Source organism: Micromonospora sp. M61, from assembly GCF_018070245.1.
GTDB classification, from domain to species: Bacteria; Actinomycetota; Actinomycetes; order Mycobacteriales; family Micromonosporaceae; genus Micromonospora; species Micromonospora zamorensis.
In genome coordinates, this window is record NZ_JAGPYA010000011.1 from 16,621 (window position 1) to 31,176 (window position 14,556).

The 14,556-nt window shown below is 72.8% G+C and carries 15 protein-coding genes, 1 pseudogene and 1 riboswitch; of the genes and pseudogenes, 5 read left to right on the plus strand and 11 right to left on the minus strand.

Going from position 1 to position 14,556, the window contains the following annotated elements:
- Positions 1-39 precede the first annotated feature (39 nt).
- Genes KBX34_RS08520 through pdhA form a run of 3 tightly spaced genes read right to left on the minus strand, consistent with a single transcriptional unit; the run spans position 40 to position 3,580 of the window.
- On the minus strand, positions 40-1,404 hold the full coding sequence (locus KBX34_RS08520) for a dihydrolipoamide acetyltransferase family protein (protein WP_210924293.1): 1,365 nt from the start codon (positions 1,402-1,404) through the stop codon (positions 40-42).
- Positions 1,401-2,417 (minus strand): alpha-ketoacid dehydrogenase subunit beta, encoded by a 1,017-nt coding sequence (locus tag KBX34_RS08525; RefSeq protein ID WP_199177261.1) that lies wholly within the window; start codon positions 2,415-2,417, stop codon positions 1,401-1,403. Before KBX34_RS08525 ends, KBX34_RS08520 begins: the two co-directional genes overlap by 4 nt.
- Positions 2,414-3,580: a pyruvate dehydrogenase (acetyl-transferring) E1 component subunit alpha gene (gene pdhA / locus KBX34_RS08530; RefSeq protein WP_088948323.1), complete on the minus strand. Its 1,167-nt coding sequence runs from the start codon at positions 3,578-3,580 to the stop codon at positions 2,414-2,416. The genes KBX34_RS08525 and pdhA overlap by 4 nt, the downstream gene beginning before the upstream one ends.
- A 106-nt stretch (positions 3,581-3,686) precedes the next feature.
- On the opposite strand from pdhA, the gene KBX34_RS08535 reads away from it, so the two are divergent.
- The gene (locus KBX34_RS08535) at positions 3,687-4,193 is read left to right on the plus strand and encodes an Lrp/AsnC family transcriptional regulator (protein ID WP_088948324.1); all 507 of its coding nucleotides are present in this window, start codon (positions 3,687-3,689) and stop codon (positions 4,191-4,193) included.
- 4 nt (positions 4,194-4,197) lie between these two features.
- Here KBX34_RS08535 and KBX34_RS08540 read toward each other — a convergent pair.
- From KBX34_RS08540 to KBX34_RS08550, 3 genes and pseudogenes are all read right to left on the minus strand, one after another.
- Positions 4,198-4,332, minus strand: a pseudogene (locus KBX34_RS08540) (ATP-dependent DNA ligase); the annotation flags it as partial.
- Positions 4,333-4,353: 21 nt separating this feature from the next.
- Positions 4,354-4,680 (minus strand): hypothetical protein, encoded by a 327-nt coding sequence (locus KBX34_RS08545; RefSeq protein WP_088948325.1) that lies wholly within the window; start codon positions 4,678-4,680, stop codon positions 4,354-4,356.
- A 199-nt stretch (positions 4,681-4,879) separates the two neighbouring features.
- Entirely contained in the window at positions 4,880-5,902 is a 1,023-nt protein-coding gene (locus KBX34_RS08550; RefSeq protein WP_210924412.1) for a DNA polymerase domain-containing protein, read from the minus strand.
- 58 nt (positions 5,903-5,960) lie between these two features.
- Here KBX34_RS08550 and KBX34_RS08555 point away from each other — a divergent pair, with 58 nt between their 5' ends.
- The 3 genes from KBX34_RS08555 to KBX34_RS08565 all read left to right on the plus strand — a co-directional run bounded on the left by KBX34_RS08555 (position 5,961) and on the right by KBX34_RS08565 (position 8,123).
- Entirely contained in the window at positions 5,961-6,689 is a 729-nt protein-coding gene (locus KBX34_RS08555) for a histidine phosphatase family protein (protein WP_210924295.1), read from the plus strand.
- On the plus strand, positions 6,673-7,542 hold the full coding sequence (locus KBX34_RS08560) for an NAD(P)H-hydrate dehydratase (protein ID WP_088948327.1): 870 nt from the start codon (positions 6,673-6,675) through the stop codon (positions 7,540-7,542). Before KBX34_RS08555 ends, KBX34_RS08560 begins: the two co-directional genes overlap by 17 nt.
- Before the next feature lie 80 nt (positions 7,543-7,622).
- Positions 7,623-8,123, plus strand: a complete 501-nt coding sequence (locus tag KBX34_RS08565; RefSeq protein ID WP_099853849.1) for a hemerythrin domain-containing protein — start codon at positions 7,623-7,625, stop codon at positions 8,121-8,123.
- 58 nt (positions 8,124-8,181) lie between these two features.
- Here KBX34_RS08565 and KBX34_RS08570 read toward each other — a convergent pair whose 3' ends face one another.
- The gene (locus KBX34_RS08570; RefSeq protein ID WP_210924297.1) at positions 8,182-8,988 is read right to left on the minus strand and encodes an SDR family oxidoreductase; all 807 of its coding nucleotides are present in this window, start codon (positions 8,986-8,988) and stop codon (positions 8,182-8,184) included.
- Positions 8,989-9,134: 146 nt separating this feature from the next.
- A riboswitch (ZMP/ZTP riboswitch) is annotated at positions 9,135-9,224 on the plus strand.
- A 19-nt stretch (positions 9,225-9,243) separates the two neighbouring features.
- Here KBX34_RS08570 and KBX34_RS08575 point away from each other — a divergent pair.
- The gene (locus KBX34_RS08575) at positions 9,244-10,680 is read left to right on the plus strand and encodes a glycine hydroxymethyltransferase (RefSeq protein WP_099853853.1); all 1,437 of its coding nucleotides are present in this window, start codon (positions 9,244-9,246) and stop codon (positions 10,678-10,680) included.
- Positions 10,681-10,813: 133 nt separating this feature from the next.
- Here the strand turns inward: KBX34_RS08575 and KBX34_RS08580 are convergent, their stop codons facing one another.
- The 4 genes from KBX34_RS08580 to KBX34_RS08595 all read right to left on the minus strand — a co-directional run bounded on the left by KBX34_RS08580 (position 10,814) and on the right by KBX34_RS08595 (position 14,556).
- Entirely contained in the window at positions 10,814-11,074 is a 261-nt protein-coding gene (locus KBX34_RS08580) for a hypothetical protein (RefSeq protein ID WP_088948331.1), read from the minus strand.
- A gap of 67 nt (positions 11,075-11,141) precedes the next feature.
- Complete coding sequence (locus KBX34_RS08585; protein ID WP_210924299.1) at positions 11,142-12,470, minus strand: aminotransferase class I/II-fold pyridoxal phosphate-dependent enzyme; 1,329 nt, start codon at positions 12,468-12,470, stop codon at positions 11,142-11,144.
- A gap of 3 nt (positions 12,471-12,473) precedes the next feature.
- Entirely contained in the window at positions 12,474-13,577 is a 1,104-nt protein-coding gene (locus KBX34_RS08590) for an alpha-hydroxy acid oxidase (RefSeq protein WP_210924300.1), read from the minus strand.
- Positions 13,570-14,556: an alpha/beta hydrolase gene (locus KBX34_RS08595; protein ID WP_210924302.1), complete on the minus strand. Its 987-nt coding sequence runs from the start codon at positions 14,554-14,556 to the stop codon at positions 13,570-13,572. Before KBX34_RS08595 ends, KBX34_RS08590 begins: the two co-directional genes overlap by 8 nt.

Here is a 14,556-nt window from a genome sequence, read left to right on the forward strand (position 1 = left end):
CGCCCCCCGGGCGGCGCCGGGGCCGGGGGGTGTACGTCGTCAGACGGCGGCGATCAGCAACGCCGGGCGCTCCACGCAGTCGGCGACGTGGCGCAGGAAGCCACCGGCCACCCCGCCGTCGCAGACCCGGTGGTCGAAGGTGAGGCTGAGCTGGGTCACCTTGCGCACGGCGAGTTGCCCGTCGACCACCCATGGCTTGTCCACGATCCGCCCGACGCCGAGCAGTGCGGCCTCGGGGTGGTTGATGATCGGCGTGGAGCCGTCGACGCCGAACACCCCGTAGTTGTTCAGCGTGAACGTGCCTCCGGTCAGCCGGGCCGGCGGCAGGCTGCCGGCCCGCGCGGCGGCGGTGGTCGCCGCCAGTTCGGCGGCCAACTCGGCGGTGGTGAGCCGCTGGGCGTCGCGCAGCACCGGCACCAGCAGACCCCGGTCGGTCTGCGCGGCGATGCCGAGATGCACGCCGGCGGACTGGACGATCCGCTGCGCCTCGGTGTCGACCCGGGCGTTGAGCTGCGGGAACCGGCGTAGTCCGCTGAGGCAGATCCGGGCCAGCAGGGCCAGGATGCTCACCGGCGCGTCGGGAGTCGCCGCGTTGATCGCCGCGCGGGTCTCCAGCAGGCCGGTGGCGTCCACGTCGACCCAGATGGTCACCTCCGGGATCTCCCGCCGGCTGCGGGAGAGCTTGTCGGCGATGACCTTGCGTACGCCGGTGAGCGGGATGATGACGTCGCCGTCCCCGGCCGGGGCGAGCGCGACGTGCGGGTCGGGCACGGCGGTGAGCCGGGCTGCGGGCACGGCCAGCGCCGCCTCCACGTCGGCGCGGCGGATCACCCCGCCCGGTCCGGTGCCCCGCACAGTGGCGAGGTCGAGGCCCTGCTCGCGGGCCAGCCGCCGCACGATCGGTGAGATGACCAGGGCAGTCGCCGCAGCTGCGGCGGGATGACCGCCCGCGGTCGGACCGGTGTCGCCAGCCACGTCGGACCCGCGAGCGGGACCGGCAGTGGCCGGTTCGGGAGCCAGCGACAGGCGGGGTCGACGCCGGCGCCGGGTGGCACCGCCGTGCCCGGTGCCGTAGCCGATCAGCACATTGCCGGAGCCGGCACGCTCCTCCTCGCGGTAGGTCGCGTGCCCGGCCGGCTCGTCGCCGCCGTCCAGGGGCGCGATGGTGATCAGCGGCTGGCCGACCGGGCGTACCTCACCGGCCGCGCCGTGCAGGGTGACGACCCGGCCGGCGTACGGGCAGGGCACGTCCACGACCGCCTTGGCGGTCTCCACCTCGACCACGCTCTGGTCGACGGTGACGATGTCGCCCACGGCGACCCGCCACTCGACGATCTCGGCCTCGCTCAGCCCCTCGCCCAGGTCGGGCAGGAGGAAGACCTGCGTGCGCTCGACGGTGGTCATGCCGCGCTGCCCTGCGCCGCCCAGCGCGGGTCCGGCTGGTCGTCCCACTGCAACCGGGCCACCGCGTCGAGCACCCGGTCCACGCCGGGCAGGTGGGTGTGCTCCAGCATCGGCGCCGGGTACGGGATGTCCAGCCCGGCGACGCGCAGCACCGGGGCGTGCAGCGCGTGGAAGCACCGCTCCTGCACCCGGGCCGCGATCTCCGCGCCGACACCCGCGAAGCCCTGCGCCTCCTGGATCACCACGCACCGGCCGGTCCGCCGGACCGAGGCGGCGATGGTCTCGTCGTCGAACGGCACGATGGTGCGGACGTCGACGACCTCCAGGTCCCAGCCCTCCTCGCGGGCGGCCTCGGCGGCCTCCAGCGCGACCGGCACCGCCGGCCCGTACGCCACCAGGGTCGCGTCGCGTCCCGGCCGGCGCACGACGGCCCGCCCGAACGGCTCGGTCCGGGTCGGCAGGGCCGCCTCGGCGCTGCCGAAGTAGAGCTTCTTGGGCTCCATGAAGACCACCGGGTCGGGGTCGTCGATCGCCTCGCGCAGCAGCGAGTACGCGTCCTCGACGGTGGCCGGGGTGACCACCTTCAGCCCGGGGGTGTGCGCGTAGTACGCCTCGGACGAGTCGCAGTGGTGCTCGACCCCGCCGATGCCGCCGGCGTACGGCACCCGGATGACGATGGGCACGCTGAGCTTGCCCCGGGTGCGGTTGCGCAGCTTCGCCACGTGCGAGGCGATCTGCTCGAACGCCGGGTACGCGAACGCGTCGAACTGCATCTCGACGACCGGCCGCAGCCCGGACATGGCCAAGCCCACCGCGAAACCGACGATGCCGGCCTCGGCGAGCGGGGTGTCGAAGCACCGTTTCTCGCCGAAGCGGGCCTGGAGGCCGTCGGTGATCCGGAAGACGCCACCGAGTTGACCGACGTCCTCACCGAAGACGACGACCCGGTCGTCGGCGGCGAGGGCGTCGGCGAGCGCGGTGTTGAGCGCCTTCGCCATGGTGGTGGCCATCAGGCGTCACCCTCCTCGTCGCGAGCGGCGGCCAGCTCGGCGCGGACCTGCTCGCGCTGTTCGATCAGCTGCGGGGTGGGTTCGGCGTAGACGTGGTCGAAGAGGCTCATCGGGTCCACGGTGGGCTGCTCGTTCATCCGGGTCCGCAGGTCCGCCGCGTACGCCTCGGCCTGTTCGGCGACCTCGGCGACCGCCGCGTCATCGAGCACACCACGGGCGCGCAGGTAGGTCTCCAGGCGGGCGACCGGGTCCCGGTCACGCCAGGCGTCGACCTCGGCGCCGTCGCGGTAGCGGCTGGCGTCGTCGGCGTTGGTGTGCGCCTCCATCCGGTAGGTGTGCGCCTCGACGAGGAACGGCCCGTTGCCGGCGCGGGCGTGTGCGACCGCGCGGGTGAGGACGGCGAGCACGGCGACCGGGTCGTTGCCGTCGACCTGCTCGCTGGGTACGCCGTAGCCGACGCCCTTGTAGGCCAGCGACGGCGCGGCGGTCTGCCGGGACAGCGGGACGCTGATCGCGTACCGGTTGTTCTGCACGAAGAAGACCACCGGCGCCTTGAACACGGCCGCGAAGTTGATCCCCTCGTGGAAGTCACCCTCGCTGGTCGCGCCGTCACCGATGAACGCCAGCGCGACCGTGTCACGCCCCTGGTACGCCTCGCCGTGCGCGAGGCCGGCGGCGTGCACGCACTGGGTGGCGAGTGGGGTGCACTGCGGTGCGGTGTGCACCTCGGTCGGGTCGTAGCCGCAGTGCCAGTCGCCGCGTAGCAGGGTGAGCACCTCGACCGGGTCGATGCCCCGGGCAACCAGCGCCATCGACTCGCGGTAGGTGGGGAAGACCCAGTCGGTGTCGCGGACCGCGAGAACCGCGCCGACCTGGCACGCCTCCTGGCCCCGCGAGGACGGGTAGACGGCCAGCCGGCCCTGCTTGGTCAGGGCGGTCGCCTGGGTGTCGAAGCGGCGGCCGAGCACCATCCGGCGGTACAGCTCGCGCAGCACCTCGACGGGCGGCTCCGGATAGTCGGTGCGGGCCGGCAGCGGCGTGCCAGTCGGGTCGAGCAGGCGGACGGGTTCGGTGTTCGGCAGCAGCGGGCGCGCCGGGTCGGGCGGGGTGGCCGCCCGACGGGTGCGCGGGGATGCCCTGCGGACCGCCTGGGGAGTGGTCGTCACGGCGGAACCTCCTGGGACGTGTGGTGAGCCTATGCTTCCGCCTGTTGGATGATTGACTCAAGATCCACGTAGAAGGCGGGACGGTTGGCATGGGGAGGGACCGGCAGTGAGCCAGGAGACCGCAGACGGCGCGGGCCGGGCGGCGGGATCGGGACGATCGGCCCGAGCCCTGGACGAGGTGGACCGACGGATCCTCGACGAGCTGGTCCGGGACGGTCGAACGTCGGTGCGCACCCTCGCCGAGCGGATCCACATCTCCCGCACCAACGCGTACGCGCGGGTGGAGCGGCTGCTGCGCGACGGGGTGATCACCGGCTTCCGGGCACAGGTGGCACCCGAGGCTGCCGGGCTGGGCACCTCGGCGTACGTCGCGTTGACGATCGAGCAGAACACCTGGCGGGAGGTGTCGGCCGAGCTGGCCCGGGTCCGCTACATCGAGCACGCCGCGCTGCTCGGTGGCGACCACGACGTGCTCGCGCTGGTCCGCGCGCCGGACAACGCCGCGCTGCGGGATGTGGTGCTGGGCCGGGTGCAGAGCATCCCGGGGGTGTTGTCCACCCGCACCTGGTTGGTGTTCGAGGAGTTCGACGGGGCCGGCAGCCCCTGGGCCTGAGCGCTCAGCGCTCCGGTGGGGCCTCCAGCCCGTCCCGGTCGGCCAGCTCCAGCAACGGCTCCAGCGAGTGCCGGTCGCCGTCCAGGCCGGCGTGCGGGTCGCCACGCTCGGCGAAGCGGGCCGGCATGCTGAGCACGTCGACGGCGAGGTTGCCGCTCGGTCAGGCGATCAGCAGCGCGCCGACCACAATCAGTGGCAGCCCGACGAAGAGGAAGATGCCGACCCCGGTGAGCACCCGCCCGCCGCCGGCAGTCTCGCGCTCCGATGCGGCGCCGAAGATGGCGCGCGGGCCCAGCATGCCGATCCGACTCATCGTCAGGTCACCCGTCACACCGAGGAGCCCGCCCACCACTATCAACGCGATGCCCAGCCGGTTGGTGTACTCGCCGCCGGCGACCGCCACCCAGATCGCTGCCGCGACCGCGACCAGCACCCCGGCGATCACGAACAACAGAAGCGCTTCCCGCAGACCTCGCACGATCGTCACATCGACACATCCCCACCGGTCGCCCCGGACACATTGTTCCGCATCGAACCGTCGTGGCGCTGCCCCCCAAGCCGACAACTGTGGCTGGCGCACCGTGCTGGTGGTCGGCCGCTCCCCCTTGACCCCGGCGCAGTGTTGCCCGCCGGAGTGGCCGCGCCGCGCGAGTTCGACGGGGCCGGCAGCCCCTGGGCCTGAGCGCTCAGCGCTCCGGTGGGGCCTCCAGCCCGTCCCGGTCGGCCAGCTCCAGCAACGGCTCCAGCGAGTGCCGGTCGCCGTCCAGGCCGGCGTGCGGGTCGCCACGCTCGGCGAAGCGGGCCGGCATGCTGAGCACGTCGAAGTCCTCCGGGCGAGCGTCGTCCAGCTCCGCCCACTCCAACGGCGCCGAGACCAGGGCCTGCGGTGTCGGCCGGATCGAGTACGCCGACGTCACCGTGTGGTCGCGGGCCATCTGGTTGTAGTCGATGAAGACCGGCCGGTCGCGTTGGTCGCGCCACCAGGTGGTGGTGACCAGCTCCGGCAACCGGCGTTGCATCTCCCGGCCCAGGGCGAGCACCGCCCGGCGACACTCACCGAAGCTCCACCGCGGCTCGATCGACAGGTAGACGTGCAGGCCCCGCCCACCGGTGGTCTTCGGGTAGCCGGTCATTCCCAGCTCGGCGAGGAACGCGTTGACCTCGCGGGCCACCGGCACCACCTGCTCGAAGCCGACGCCGGGCATCGGGTCGAGGTCGATGCGCAGCTGGTCGGGGCGTTCCACGTCGGAGGCGCTGACCGGCCACGGATGGAAACGCAACGTGCCCAGGTTGGCCGCCCAGATCACCACGGCCAGCTCGCTCGGCGCGATCTCGTCGGCGGTACGGCCACTGGGAAACGTGATGTGCGCGGTGCGAACCCACTCGGGTGCGCCCGCCGGCAGTCGTTTCTGATAGAACGCGTCGCCCCGGTTGGTCTGTCGGGTCGCGATTGTCGCGCCCTCGAAGACCCCACGCGGCCAGCGCTCCAGCATCGTCGGCCGGTCCCGCAGGGCACGCAGGATGCCGTCACCGACCGCCAGGAAGTAGTGGACCACGTCCAGCTTGGTCAGCCCTCGCTCCGGGAAGTAGGGCTTGTCGGGGCTGGAGACGCGGACCAGCCGCTCCCCCACCTGGATCTCCTCGGCCGCCGTCGCCACGCCACCGAGGGTACGACCTGCCCACACTCCGGACGCCCACCGAGCGGACATCGGCATGGCGGATCACCGGACACGGTTACCGTCGGTGGCGCCCGGGTAGGGGTGCCGCATGGCGGAACTGGCAACCCTCTGGATCGTCCGACACGGCGAGAGCACCGCGAACGTCGCGGCGACGCACGCCGAGGCGTCGGGCGCGGAGCTGATCGATCTGACCCACCGCGACGCCGACGTGCCGCTCTCCGCGACCGGCGAGGACCAGGCCCGGGCGACCGGCCGTTGGCTGGCCGAGCTGCCGGAGGCGAAGCGCCCGGACGTGGCGGTGGTGTCGCCGTACCTGCGCGCCGTGCAGACCTCCCGGCTGGCGCTGGCCGGCACCGACATTCCCGTTCACCGCGACGAGCGGCTGCGCGACCGGGAGCTGGGCATCCTCGACGGGCTGACCGGACACGGGGTGCGGCGGCGGCACCCGGACGAGGCCGACCGTCGGGAGCGGTTGGGCAAGTTCTACTACCGGCCGCCGGGCGGCGAGTCCTGGACGGACGTGGCGTTGCGGCTGCGGACGCTGCTGGGCGACCTGCGCCGTGACCACGAGGGTAGCCGGGTGCTGCTCTTCGGCCACGACGCGCTGGTCTTCCTGCTTCGCTATCTGGTGGAGGGGTTGACCGAGGATGAGCTGATGGCGCTCACCCGCCAAGAGGTGATCGCCAACTGTTCGATCACCGAGTGGTCGGCCGACGAGGGCCGACTGGCGCTCACCGCCTTCAACCGTGTCGAGCACCTGCGGCAGCAGGGCGCCCGGCCAACCAGGGAGGACGAGATCCATGCCGAGCCGGTCTGAGGTGAAGGTGATCACGCCGGGGCTGCTGCGGGACTGGGCACTGCCGGTACCGGCCGGGGGCAAGGAGAGCCGCGGCACCGTGCTGGTCGTCGGCGGCTCCCGTTTCACCCCCGGCGCGGTGCTCCTCGCCGGTGTGGCCGCGTTGCGCGCCGGGGCCGGGGTGCTCCAGCTCGCCGCCGCCGAGTCCACCGCCGCCACGCTGAGCATCGAGGTGCCCGAGGCGCTGGTGGTCGGCTTGCCGGAGACCGCCGACGGCGCTGTCGCCGCCGACCGGGACGGCCAGCTCGGCGAGCTGGTCGCACAGGCCGACGTGGTCGCCCTCGGCCCCGGGCTGAAGGCGATCGACGAGACCAACCGCCTGCTGAGCCTGGTCCTGGACGCGGCCCGGCCGCAGACGTCACTGGTGCTCGACGCGTACGCGCTCGGTGCCCTCAGCCACGCACCGGACCTGCTGGTCGGCTCGGGCCGGCCCGTGGTGCTCACGCCCAACGTCACCGAGGCCGGTCACCTGCTCGGGCGGGACCCGGGCGACGACCTGGACGCCGAGGCGGCCGAGCTGGCCGTCCGCTACGAGGCGGTCGTCTCGTTGTACGGGCACGTGGCCGCCCCCGACGGGCGGGGCTGGCGGGAGGAGAGCGGCGACGCCGGGCTGGGCACCTCCGGCAGCGGGGACGTGCTCGCCGGGTTGCTGGCGGGGCTGCTGTCCCGGGGAGCCGACCCGGCTCAGGCCGCCTGCTGGGGCTCGTTCGCGCACGCGGTGAGCGGTCAGCGGCTGATCCCCCGGTACGGCCGGATCGGCTTTCTGGCTCGGGAGTTGCTCGACGAGATCCCCCGCACCCTGGCGATGGTCTGAGGCGGTTTCACCTGTTTTCCGCGTTCGGCGTGGGGGTACCGGACCCCCACCAGCCGAGACTTTTCAGGGAGGTCATACCGGTGTCGACCGATGCCATCGTCCTGCTCAAAGAGGACCACAAGGAGATGCGCCGCCTGTTCAAGGCCTTCCAGGATGCCGAGGAGGGGCCTGCGAGCAAGCGGCAGAAGCTGGTCGGGCAGATCATCGAGGCCCTGACCGTGCACACCTACCTCGAGAACGAGGTGATGTACCCGGAGGTCCGCCGGCTGCTGCCCGACCTGGAGGACGACATCCTCGAGTCGTACGAGGAGCACCACGTGGCCGACGTGCTCTGCGCCGAGCTGGCCGCCATGGACGCGGACCACGAGCACTTCAACGCCAAGACGACGGTGCTGATCGAGAACGTGACGCACCACGTCGAGGAGGAGGAAGAAGAGTGGTTCCCCAAGGTCCGCGAGGCCCTGGGTCGTAAGCAGTTGCAGGAGATCGGCGAGAAGATGATCGCGCTGCGGGCGGACGCCCCTCGTACGCCCAGTGACCCGAAGGCGATCAAGAAGGCGATCGACGCGGTGACCGCCTGAGGCGCCTGCTCACACCGAAGGGCCCGGCACGATGCCGGGCCCTTCGTCGTGCACCGGGTCAGTCGCCCGAACCCGGCTCGGCCATCCGGCGGTGCTGTTCGGCCTTGAGCTTGTCCGGAATGATCTTGCCGGCAGCGGTCTGCACCTTGTTCATCAGCGAACCCGCGGTGACCGTCTGATCGCCCTTCATCAGCGCCTCGAAGCCCTGCGCGGCGACCTTCGTCGGGTCGTCCTTGGAGCCCGAGCCGACCCGGGTGTCCTCCATGTCGGCCCGATCGAAGAACTCGGTGTCGGTCGGCCCGGGCATCAGCGAGGTCACCGTGACACCGGTGTCCTTCAACTCGTTGCGCAGCGCCTCGGCGAAGGACTGCACGAACGACTTCGAGGCGTTGTACACCGCCTGGAAGGGCCCCGGCATGGTCGAGGCGATCGACGAGGTGAACAGCACCCGGCCGGTGCCCCGCTCGACCATGCCGGGCAGCAACCGCTTCGCCAGGTGCACCGTCGAGCGGACGTTGAGGTCGACGATCTCCAACTCGTCGCGCAGGTCGGTGCCGCCGACGAAGGCGCCGCCAGCGCCCCGGCCGGCGTTGAGCGCCAGGGTGTCCACCGGACGACCGGTGGCGGCGATCGTGGACGCCAACTCCTCCACGCCCTGCTCACGGGCCAGGTCGACACGAACGGGCTGGACCTCCGGGCCTCCGTCGCGGCGCAGCTTCTCGGCCGCCGAGGAGATGCCGTCGTCTTCGGCGACCACGATGAGGTCGAAACCGTGCTCGGCGAACTGCACCGCCAGTTCGTACCCGATTCCGCTGGACGCCCCGGTCACCACGGCGAGCGGCCGGTCGGTGGACGGTGTGGTCATGATGGGTGACTCCTCTCGTGCGGGTGGCGGTCGTACCGGCAGGGGTGACCGCTCCCTACCGTGTGCCCCGACGTCGGCCGCCCAACCCTTCCGACGCGCGGCGTGCGGAGGTCGCCCGGGACGGCCCCGGCCGGCCCGGTAGGATCGGACCGGGCCGTTACTGGCGCGTGGGGATGGACAACCATCGGGGAGCGGCCCCGTCATGAGGACGTTTGCCGAGCGCCTGGGCCTTCCCGCACGTCTGTTGGAGGTCGCATGTCGCGCAACGCCGAGTCCACCGCATTCCGTAGTGCCCTTGAGGTGATCCGGGCTGTCGAGCCGCGGGTGGCCGACGCCATCGGCGCCGAGCTGACCGACCAGCGGGAGTCGCTCAAGCTCATCGCCAGCGAGAACTACGCCTCCCCGGCGACCCTGCTGGCCATGGGCAACTGGTTCAGCGACAAGTACGCCGAGGGCACCGTCGGCCGCCGCTTCTACGCCGGCTGCCAGAACGTCGACACGGTCGAGGCGCTCGCCGCCGAGCACGCCCGGGAGCTGTTCGGCGCCGCGCACGCGTACGTGCAGCCGCACTCGGGCATCGACGCCAACCTGGTGGCTTTCTGGGCCGTGCTGGCCGACCGGGTGGAGTCCCCCGCCCTGAAGAAGGCGCAGGTCCGCCACGTCAACGACCTCACCGAGGCCGACTGGTTCACGCTTCGCCGTGAGCTGGGCAACCAGCGGATGCTCGGCATGTCGCTGGACGCGGGCGGCCACCTCACCCATGGGTTCCGGCCGAACATCTCCGGCAAGATGTTCGACCAGCGCAGCTACGGCACCGACCCGGCGACCGGTCTGATCGACTACGACCGGGTGGCCGAGGCGGCCCGCGAGTTCAAGCCGCTGATCCTGGTCGGCGGCTACTCGGCGTACCCGCGGAAGGTGAACTTCCGGATCCTGCGGGAGATCGCCGACTCGGTCGGCGCGACCTTCATGGTCGACATGGCGCACTTCGCCGGCCTGGTCGCCGGCAAGGTCTTCACCGGCGACTTCGACCCGGTGCCGCACGCTCACATCGTCACGACCACCACCCACAAGTCGCTGCGCGGCCCGCGCGGCGGCATGGTGCTCTGCCAGCCGGAGCTGGCCGACCAGGTGGACCGGGGCTGCCCAATGGTGCTCGGCGGTCCGCTGCCGCACGTGATGGCCGCGAAGGCGGTCGCCCTCGCGGAGGCACGCCGGCCCGACTTCGCCGACTACGCCCAGCGGATCGTGGACAACGCGCAGGCGCTCGCCGAGGGGCTGCTGCGGCGGGGCGCGAAGCTGGTCACCGGCGGCACCGACAACCACCTGGTGCTGATCGACGTGTCCGGTTATGGGCTCACCGGCCGGCAGGCCGAGCAGGCTCTCCTGGACTCGGGCATCGTCACCAACCGCAACTCGGTCCCGCAGGACCCGAACGGGGCCTGGTACACGTCCGGCATCCGGGTCGGCACGCCCGCCCTGACCACCCGGGGGCTCGGCACCGCCGAGATGGACCAGACCGCGGAGCTGATGCACACCGTGCTGACGCAGACCACCGCCGGCGCCAACGCCGACGGCACCCCGTCGAAGGCGAAGTACACGCTCGACCCCGCTCTGGCCGACAAGGTCGCCCGCCAGGCCACCGACCTGCTGGCCCCGCACCCCCTCTACCCGGCGATCGACCTGACCTGACCGGCCCCGACCGCGGCGCCGGCCGCGTCGATCATGGAGTTGTGGTGCCCGAAACGGGCGGATGCACGGCGTTCGTCCACCACCACAACTCCATGATCGACGACGCGGGTGGGGCTCGGGGGCGTCGCGGGGGTTAGTTCATGGGGCGCTTCAGGTGGTAGCGGTGGACCTCGGTGCTTCCCTGGACGTTGTTCACGTCCTCGGCGGCGGAGACCAGCTCCCATCCCTCCCGGCCGGCGCGGTTGAGGTGCGCGATGGCGGTGTCACCGAAGGCGGTGATGTCCTTACGGGACCCGTCCGGCGCGTACCAGACGAACGAGACATGGAAATTGCGGCCCTGTCCCTGATAGCGGCGGACGAGCAGGGCGTACTCCCAGGCAACCATGCGGCCTATTATGACCGTCCAACCAGGACGACGGCACGCGGGTCGTCGCGCATTGCCATCCGATGAACGCGCTGTGTCAACCCGCCCGGCGGGCCACCTCGTCGGTGATCAGGGCGGCCAGGCGGTCCAGCCCGACGTCGATCTGTGGTGGTGTCACCGCGCTGACCGACAGCCGCAGCGCGCACACCGGCGCGGTGTCGTCGTAGAAGTGCGCCATCGGCGTCCACAGCACGCCGTAGTCGCGGGCCGAACGGTCCAGCAGCGCGTCGTCGACCGGAAACGGCACTGTCACCACAACGAAGAAGCCGCCGGCCGGCACCGTCCAGCGCACCGCCGCCGGGCCGCCCGCCCGGCCCGGGAACCGCCGGCGCAGCCCGGTCACCAGATGGCGCAGATTCCGGGTGTACGCGGAACGCTCCCGGGTGTTCGCGGCCACCAGGCTGCACCCGTTCTCCAGCAGCCGGCCGCCGATCACCGCCTGCGCGATCGGTGACGTGTTCACCGTGACCATGCTCTTGATCATGGCGAGCTGGTCCGCGAGCGGGCCGACCCGGCCGTCCGACCCGGCCACCCGCTGGTCGGCGACCACGTAGCCGACCCGCGCCCCGGGCAGCACGGTCTTCGCGAACGAGCCGAGGTAGACGACCCGACGCCCGGTGTCCAACGCCTTGAGGGTGGGCGGGCGCGGCCCGTCGGCGGAGTGGAACAGCCCGTACGGGTTGTCCTCCAGCAGCAGCAGGTCCTCCTCGGCGGCCAGCGTGAGCAACCGTCGCCGGTCCTCCGCCGAGATGCTGACCCCGGACGGGTTGGCGAAGTCCGGCATCACGTAACAGGCACGCGGCCGAAGCCCCGCCGCCCGGGCCCGCCGCACCTGGGCCGACAGGTCGGCCAGGTCCACCCCGGACGGTCCGCCGGCAACCGGCCACACCGGCAGGTCGACCAGCCGGGCCGCCCCGGTCAGCCCGACGTAGGTCGGGGCGACCGCGAGCAGCACATCCTCCGGCCCGGCCCGCAACGCCCGCAGCACCAGGAACATCGCCTCCTGGCAGCCGACGGTCACCACGACGGCCTCCGGGTCGACGGTGATCCCCTCGTCGACCGCGAGGTTGCGGGCGATCAGGTGGTGCACGATGCCCTTGGTCCGGCCGTACTGCAGCAGCAGCCGCCGGGCCTGCTCGGACGAGTGACCGAGGTCGTCGGTGAGGTGCCGGTGGAACGTGTCCAGGTGCCGGTGCACCGCCGCGAGGTCGAAGAACTCCTCGTACGGCCGGCCGGCCGCCAGCGACACCGCAGCCGGGTAACGCTCGGACACCTCGTTGAGGAAGTTCATCGAGGTCAGCGCCGGATCGCCCAGCGCGGGGTGCAGGTCGGCGACGGCCAGGTCGACCGGCTCGGTGGCAGTCACCGCTCAGCCCGCATCGAGCGTCCGCAGCGCGGCGGCCGCCGCGGGGTCCGCGCAGCCGGCCAGGGTGAGCGCGTCGGTCAGCTCGGCGGCGAGCAGCGTCAGCGCGTCCCGCGCGCCGCGTTCGCCACCGGCGGCCAGCGCCCAGAGCAACGGCCGGCCGACCAGCACCCCGGCGGCGCCCAGCGCGAGCGCCCGCAGCACGTCGGTGCCGCCGCGGATGCCGCTGTCCAGCAGCACCTGACAGTCGCCGCCGACCGCGTCGACGACCTCCGGCAACATGGTGACACTGGCCGGCGCGCCGTCGAGTTGCCGGCCGCCATGGTTCGACACGACCAGCGCGTCCGCGCCCACCCGTACCGCCTCGACCGCGTCGCGGGGGTCCAGCACTCCCTTGACCACCAGCGGCAGGTCGACCTGCTCGCGTAGCCAGGCCAGGTCCGCCCAGCGCAGCGCCGGCGCGAACGAGGAGGCGGTGTGCGCGGCGAGCGCGGACACCCCGGGTGCGCCTGCGTGCGCCAGGGCGTCGCGCCCGTCGGGCAGGTTCGCGGCCACCACGTCGTCCGGCAGCCGGAAGGCGTTGCGCAGGTCCCGGGGACGCCGGCCGAGCACCGGGACGTCCACGGTGACCACCAGTGCCCGGCAACCGGCCGCGACGACCCGGGCCAGCAGGTCGCGGACGAGGGCCCGGTCGCGCAGCCAGTAGAGCTGGAACCACACGTCCGCGCCGACAGCGGTGACCTGTTCGAGAGGTGTGCTGCCCAGCGTGCTCGCCAGGTACGGGATCCCGGCCGCGCCGGCCGCCGAGGCGAGACCCAACTCCCCGTCCGGGTGCACCAGGCGCTGGTACGCCATCGGCGCCACCCCGACCGGCATGGCGTACGGGCGGCCGAGCAGCCGGGCGCCGAGGTCGACGGTGTCCACCCCGCGCAGCATCCGGGGCAGCACGGCGACCCGGTCAAACGCGCGACGGTTGGCCGACACTGTCACCTCGGACGCGCTGCCGCAGTCGACGTAGTCCCACACGTCCTCCGGCAGCACCGTGCGGGCCCGCTCGGCGTAGTCGGTGAGCGACACGGCCGGCAGGTCGGTCAGCACCGGCTCAACCACCGCGCACCGCCGTGCCCGTCGGGTCGTCCGCCGGGTCGTCACGCCCGGGCGCCAGCCCGAACCGTTCCCGCAGGAACGCCGCCGCGTCGGCCTGCGCCCGCCGGCCGTCGGTGAAGACGCCCGGCATGGCGAAGAAGCCGTGGATCATCCCCGGGTAGTGCCGCACCCGGGTGGGTACGCCGGCGGCGGCCAGTCGCTCGGCGTACCGCCGCCCCTGCGCGCACAGCGGGTCCAGCTCGGCGGTGACCACCAGCGCCGGGGGCAGGCCGGTCAGGTCGTCGGCGAGCAGCGGCGACGCGAGGGGGTCCTGGGCGTGCGCCTCGTCGGTCAGGTAGTGCGTCCGGTACCAGGCCACCGAACGGCTGTTGAACAGCGTCGGGTCGTCGTCGGCCGGGCCGGTGGGCTCGCCGCTCTGGTCGGTGTTCGGATAGACCAGCAGCTGGGCGGCGAGCGTGGGCCCGTGCGCGCGGCTGAGCAGGGTGACCGCGGCGGCCAGGTTCCCGCCGGCGCTGTCCCCGCCCACCGCCAGCCGGTCCGGGTCAACGCCCAGCCGGTCGGCGTGCCCGGCGACCCAGCTGGCGGCCGCGTGGCAGTCGTGCACCGCCGCCGGGAAGGGATGTTCCGGGGCGAGCCGGTAGCCGACGGTGATCACCTGACAGGGCACGGCGTTGGCCAGTCGACGGCAGATGCCGTCGGCGGTGTCGATGCTGCCGAGCGTCCACCCGCCGCCGAAGAAGTACAGCAGGGTGGGCAGCGGGCCCGACCCGGCCGGCCGGTACACCCGCAGCGGCAGCTCGCCGGCCGGGCCGAGCATCCGCTCGTCGCGTACCTCTGCCACCGGTTCGACCGCGCCGGAGCCGGCGCGGATCGCGGCCAGGTCCGCGGCGCGCGCCTCGGTCAGCGTCTGCGTGTACAGCGGCGGGGTGCCGGTCGCGGCGCGGGCCGCCCGGTATGCCGCCACCTCCGGGTGCGGGGCCAT

What these genes read in the sequence shown, in the direction of transcription:
- KBX34_RS08520 (WP_210924293.1), bottom strand. Translation starts at nt 1,404, where the DNA reads ATGACCACCGTCGAGCGCACGCAGGTCTTCCTCCTGCCCGACCTGGGC.
- KBX34_RS08550 (WP_210924412.1), bottom strand. Translation starts at nt 5,902, where the DNA reads ATGTCCGCTCGGTGGGCGTCCGGAGTGTGGGCAGGTCGTACCCTCGGT.
- KBX34_RS08555 (WP_210924295.1), top strand. Translation starts at nt 5,961, where the DNA reads ATGGCGGAACTGGCAACCCTCTGGATCGTCCGACACGGCGAGAGCACC.
- KBX34_RS08560 (WP_088948327.1), top strand. Translation starts at nt 6,673, where the DNA reads ATGCCGAGCCGGTCTGAGGTGAAGGTGATCACGCCGGGGCTGCTGCGG.
- KBX34_RS08570 (WP_210924297.1), bottom strand. Translation starts at nt 8,988, where the DNA reads ATGACCACACCGTCCACCGACCGGCCGCTCGCCGTGGTGACCGGGGCG.
- KBX34_RS08575 (WP_099853853.1), top strand. Translation starts at nt 9,244, where the DNA reads ATGTCGCGCAACGCCGAGTCCACCGCATTCCGTAGTGCCCTTGAGGTG.
- KBX34_RS08595 (WP_210924302.1), bottom strand. Translation starts at nt 14,556, where the DNA reads ATGGCCCCGCACCCGGAGGTGGCGGCATACCGGGCGGCCCGCGCCGCG.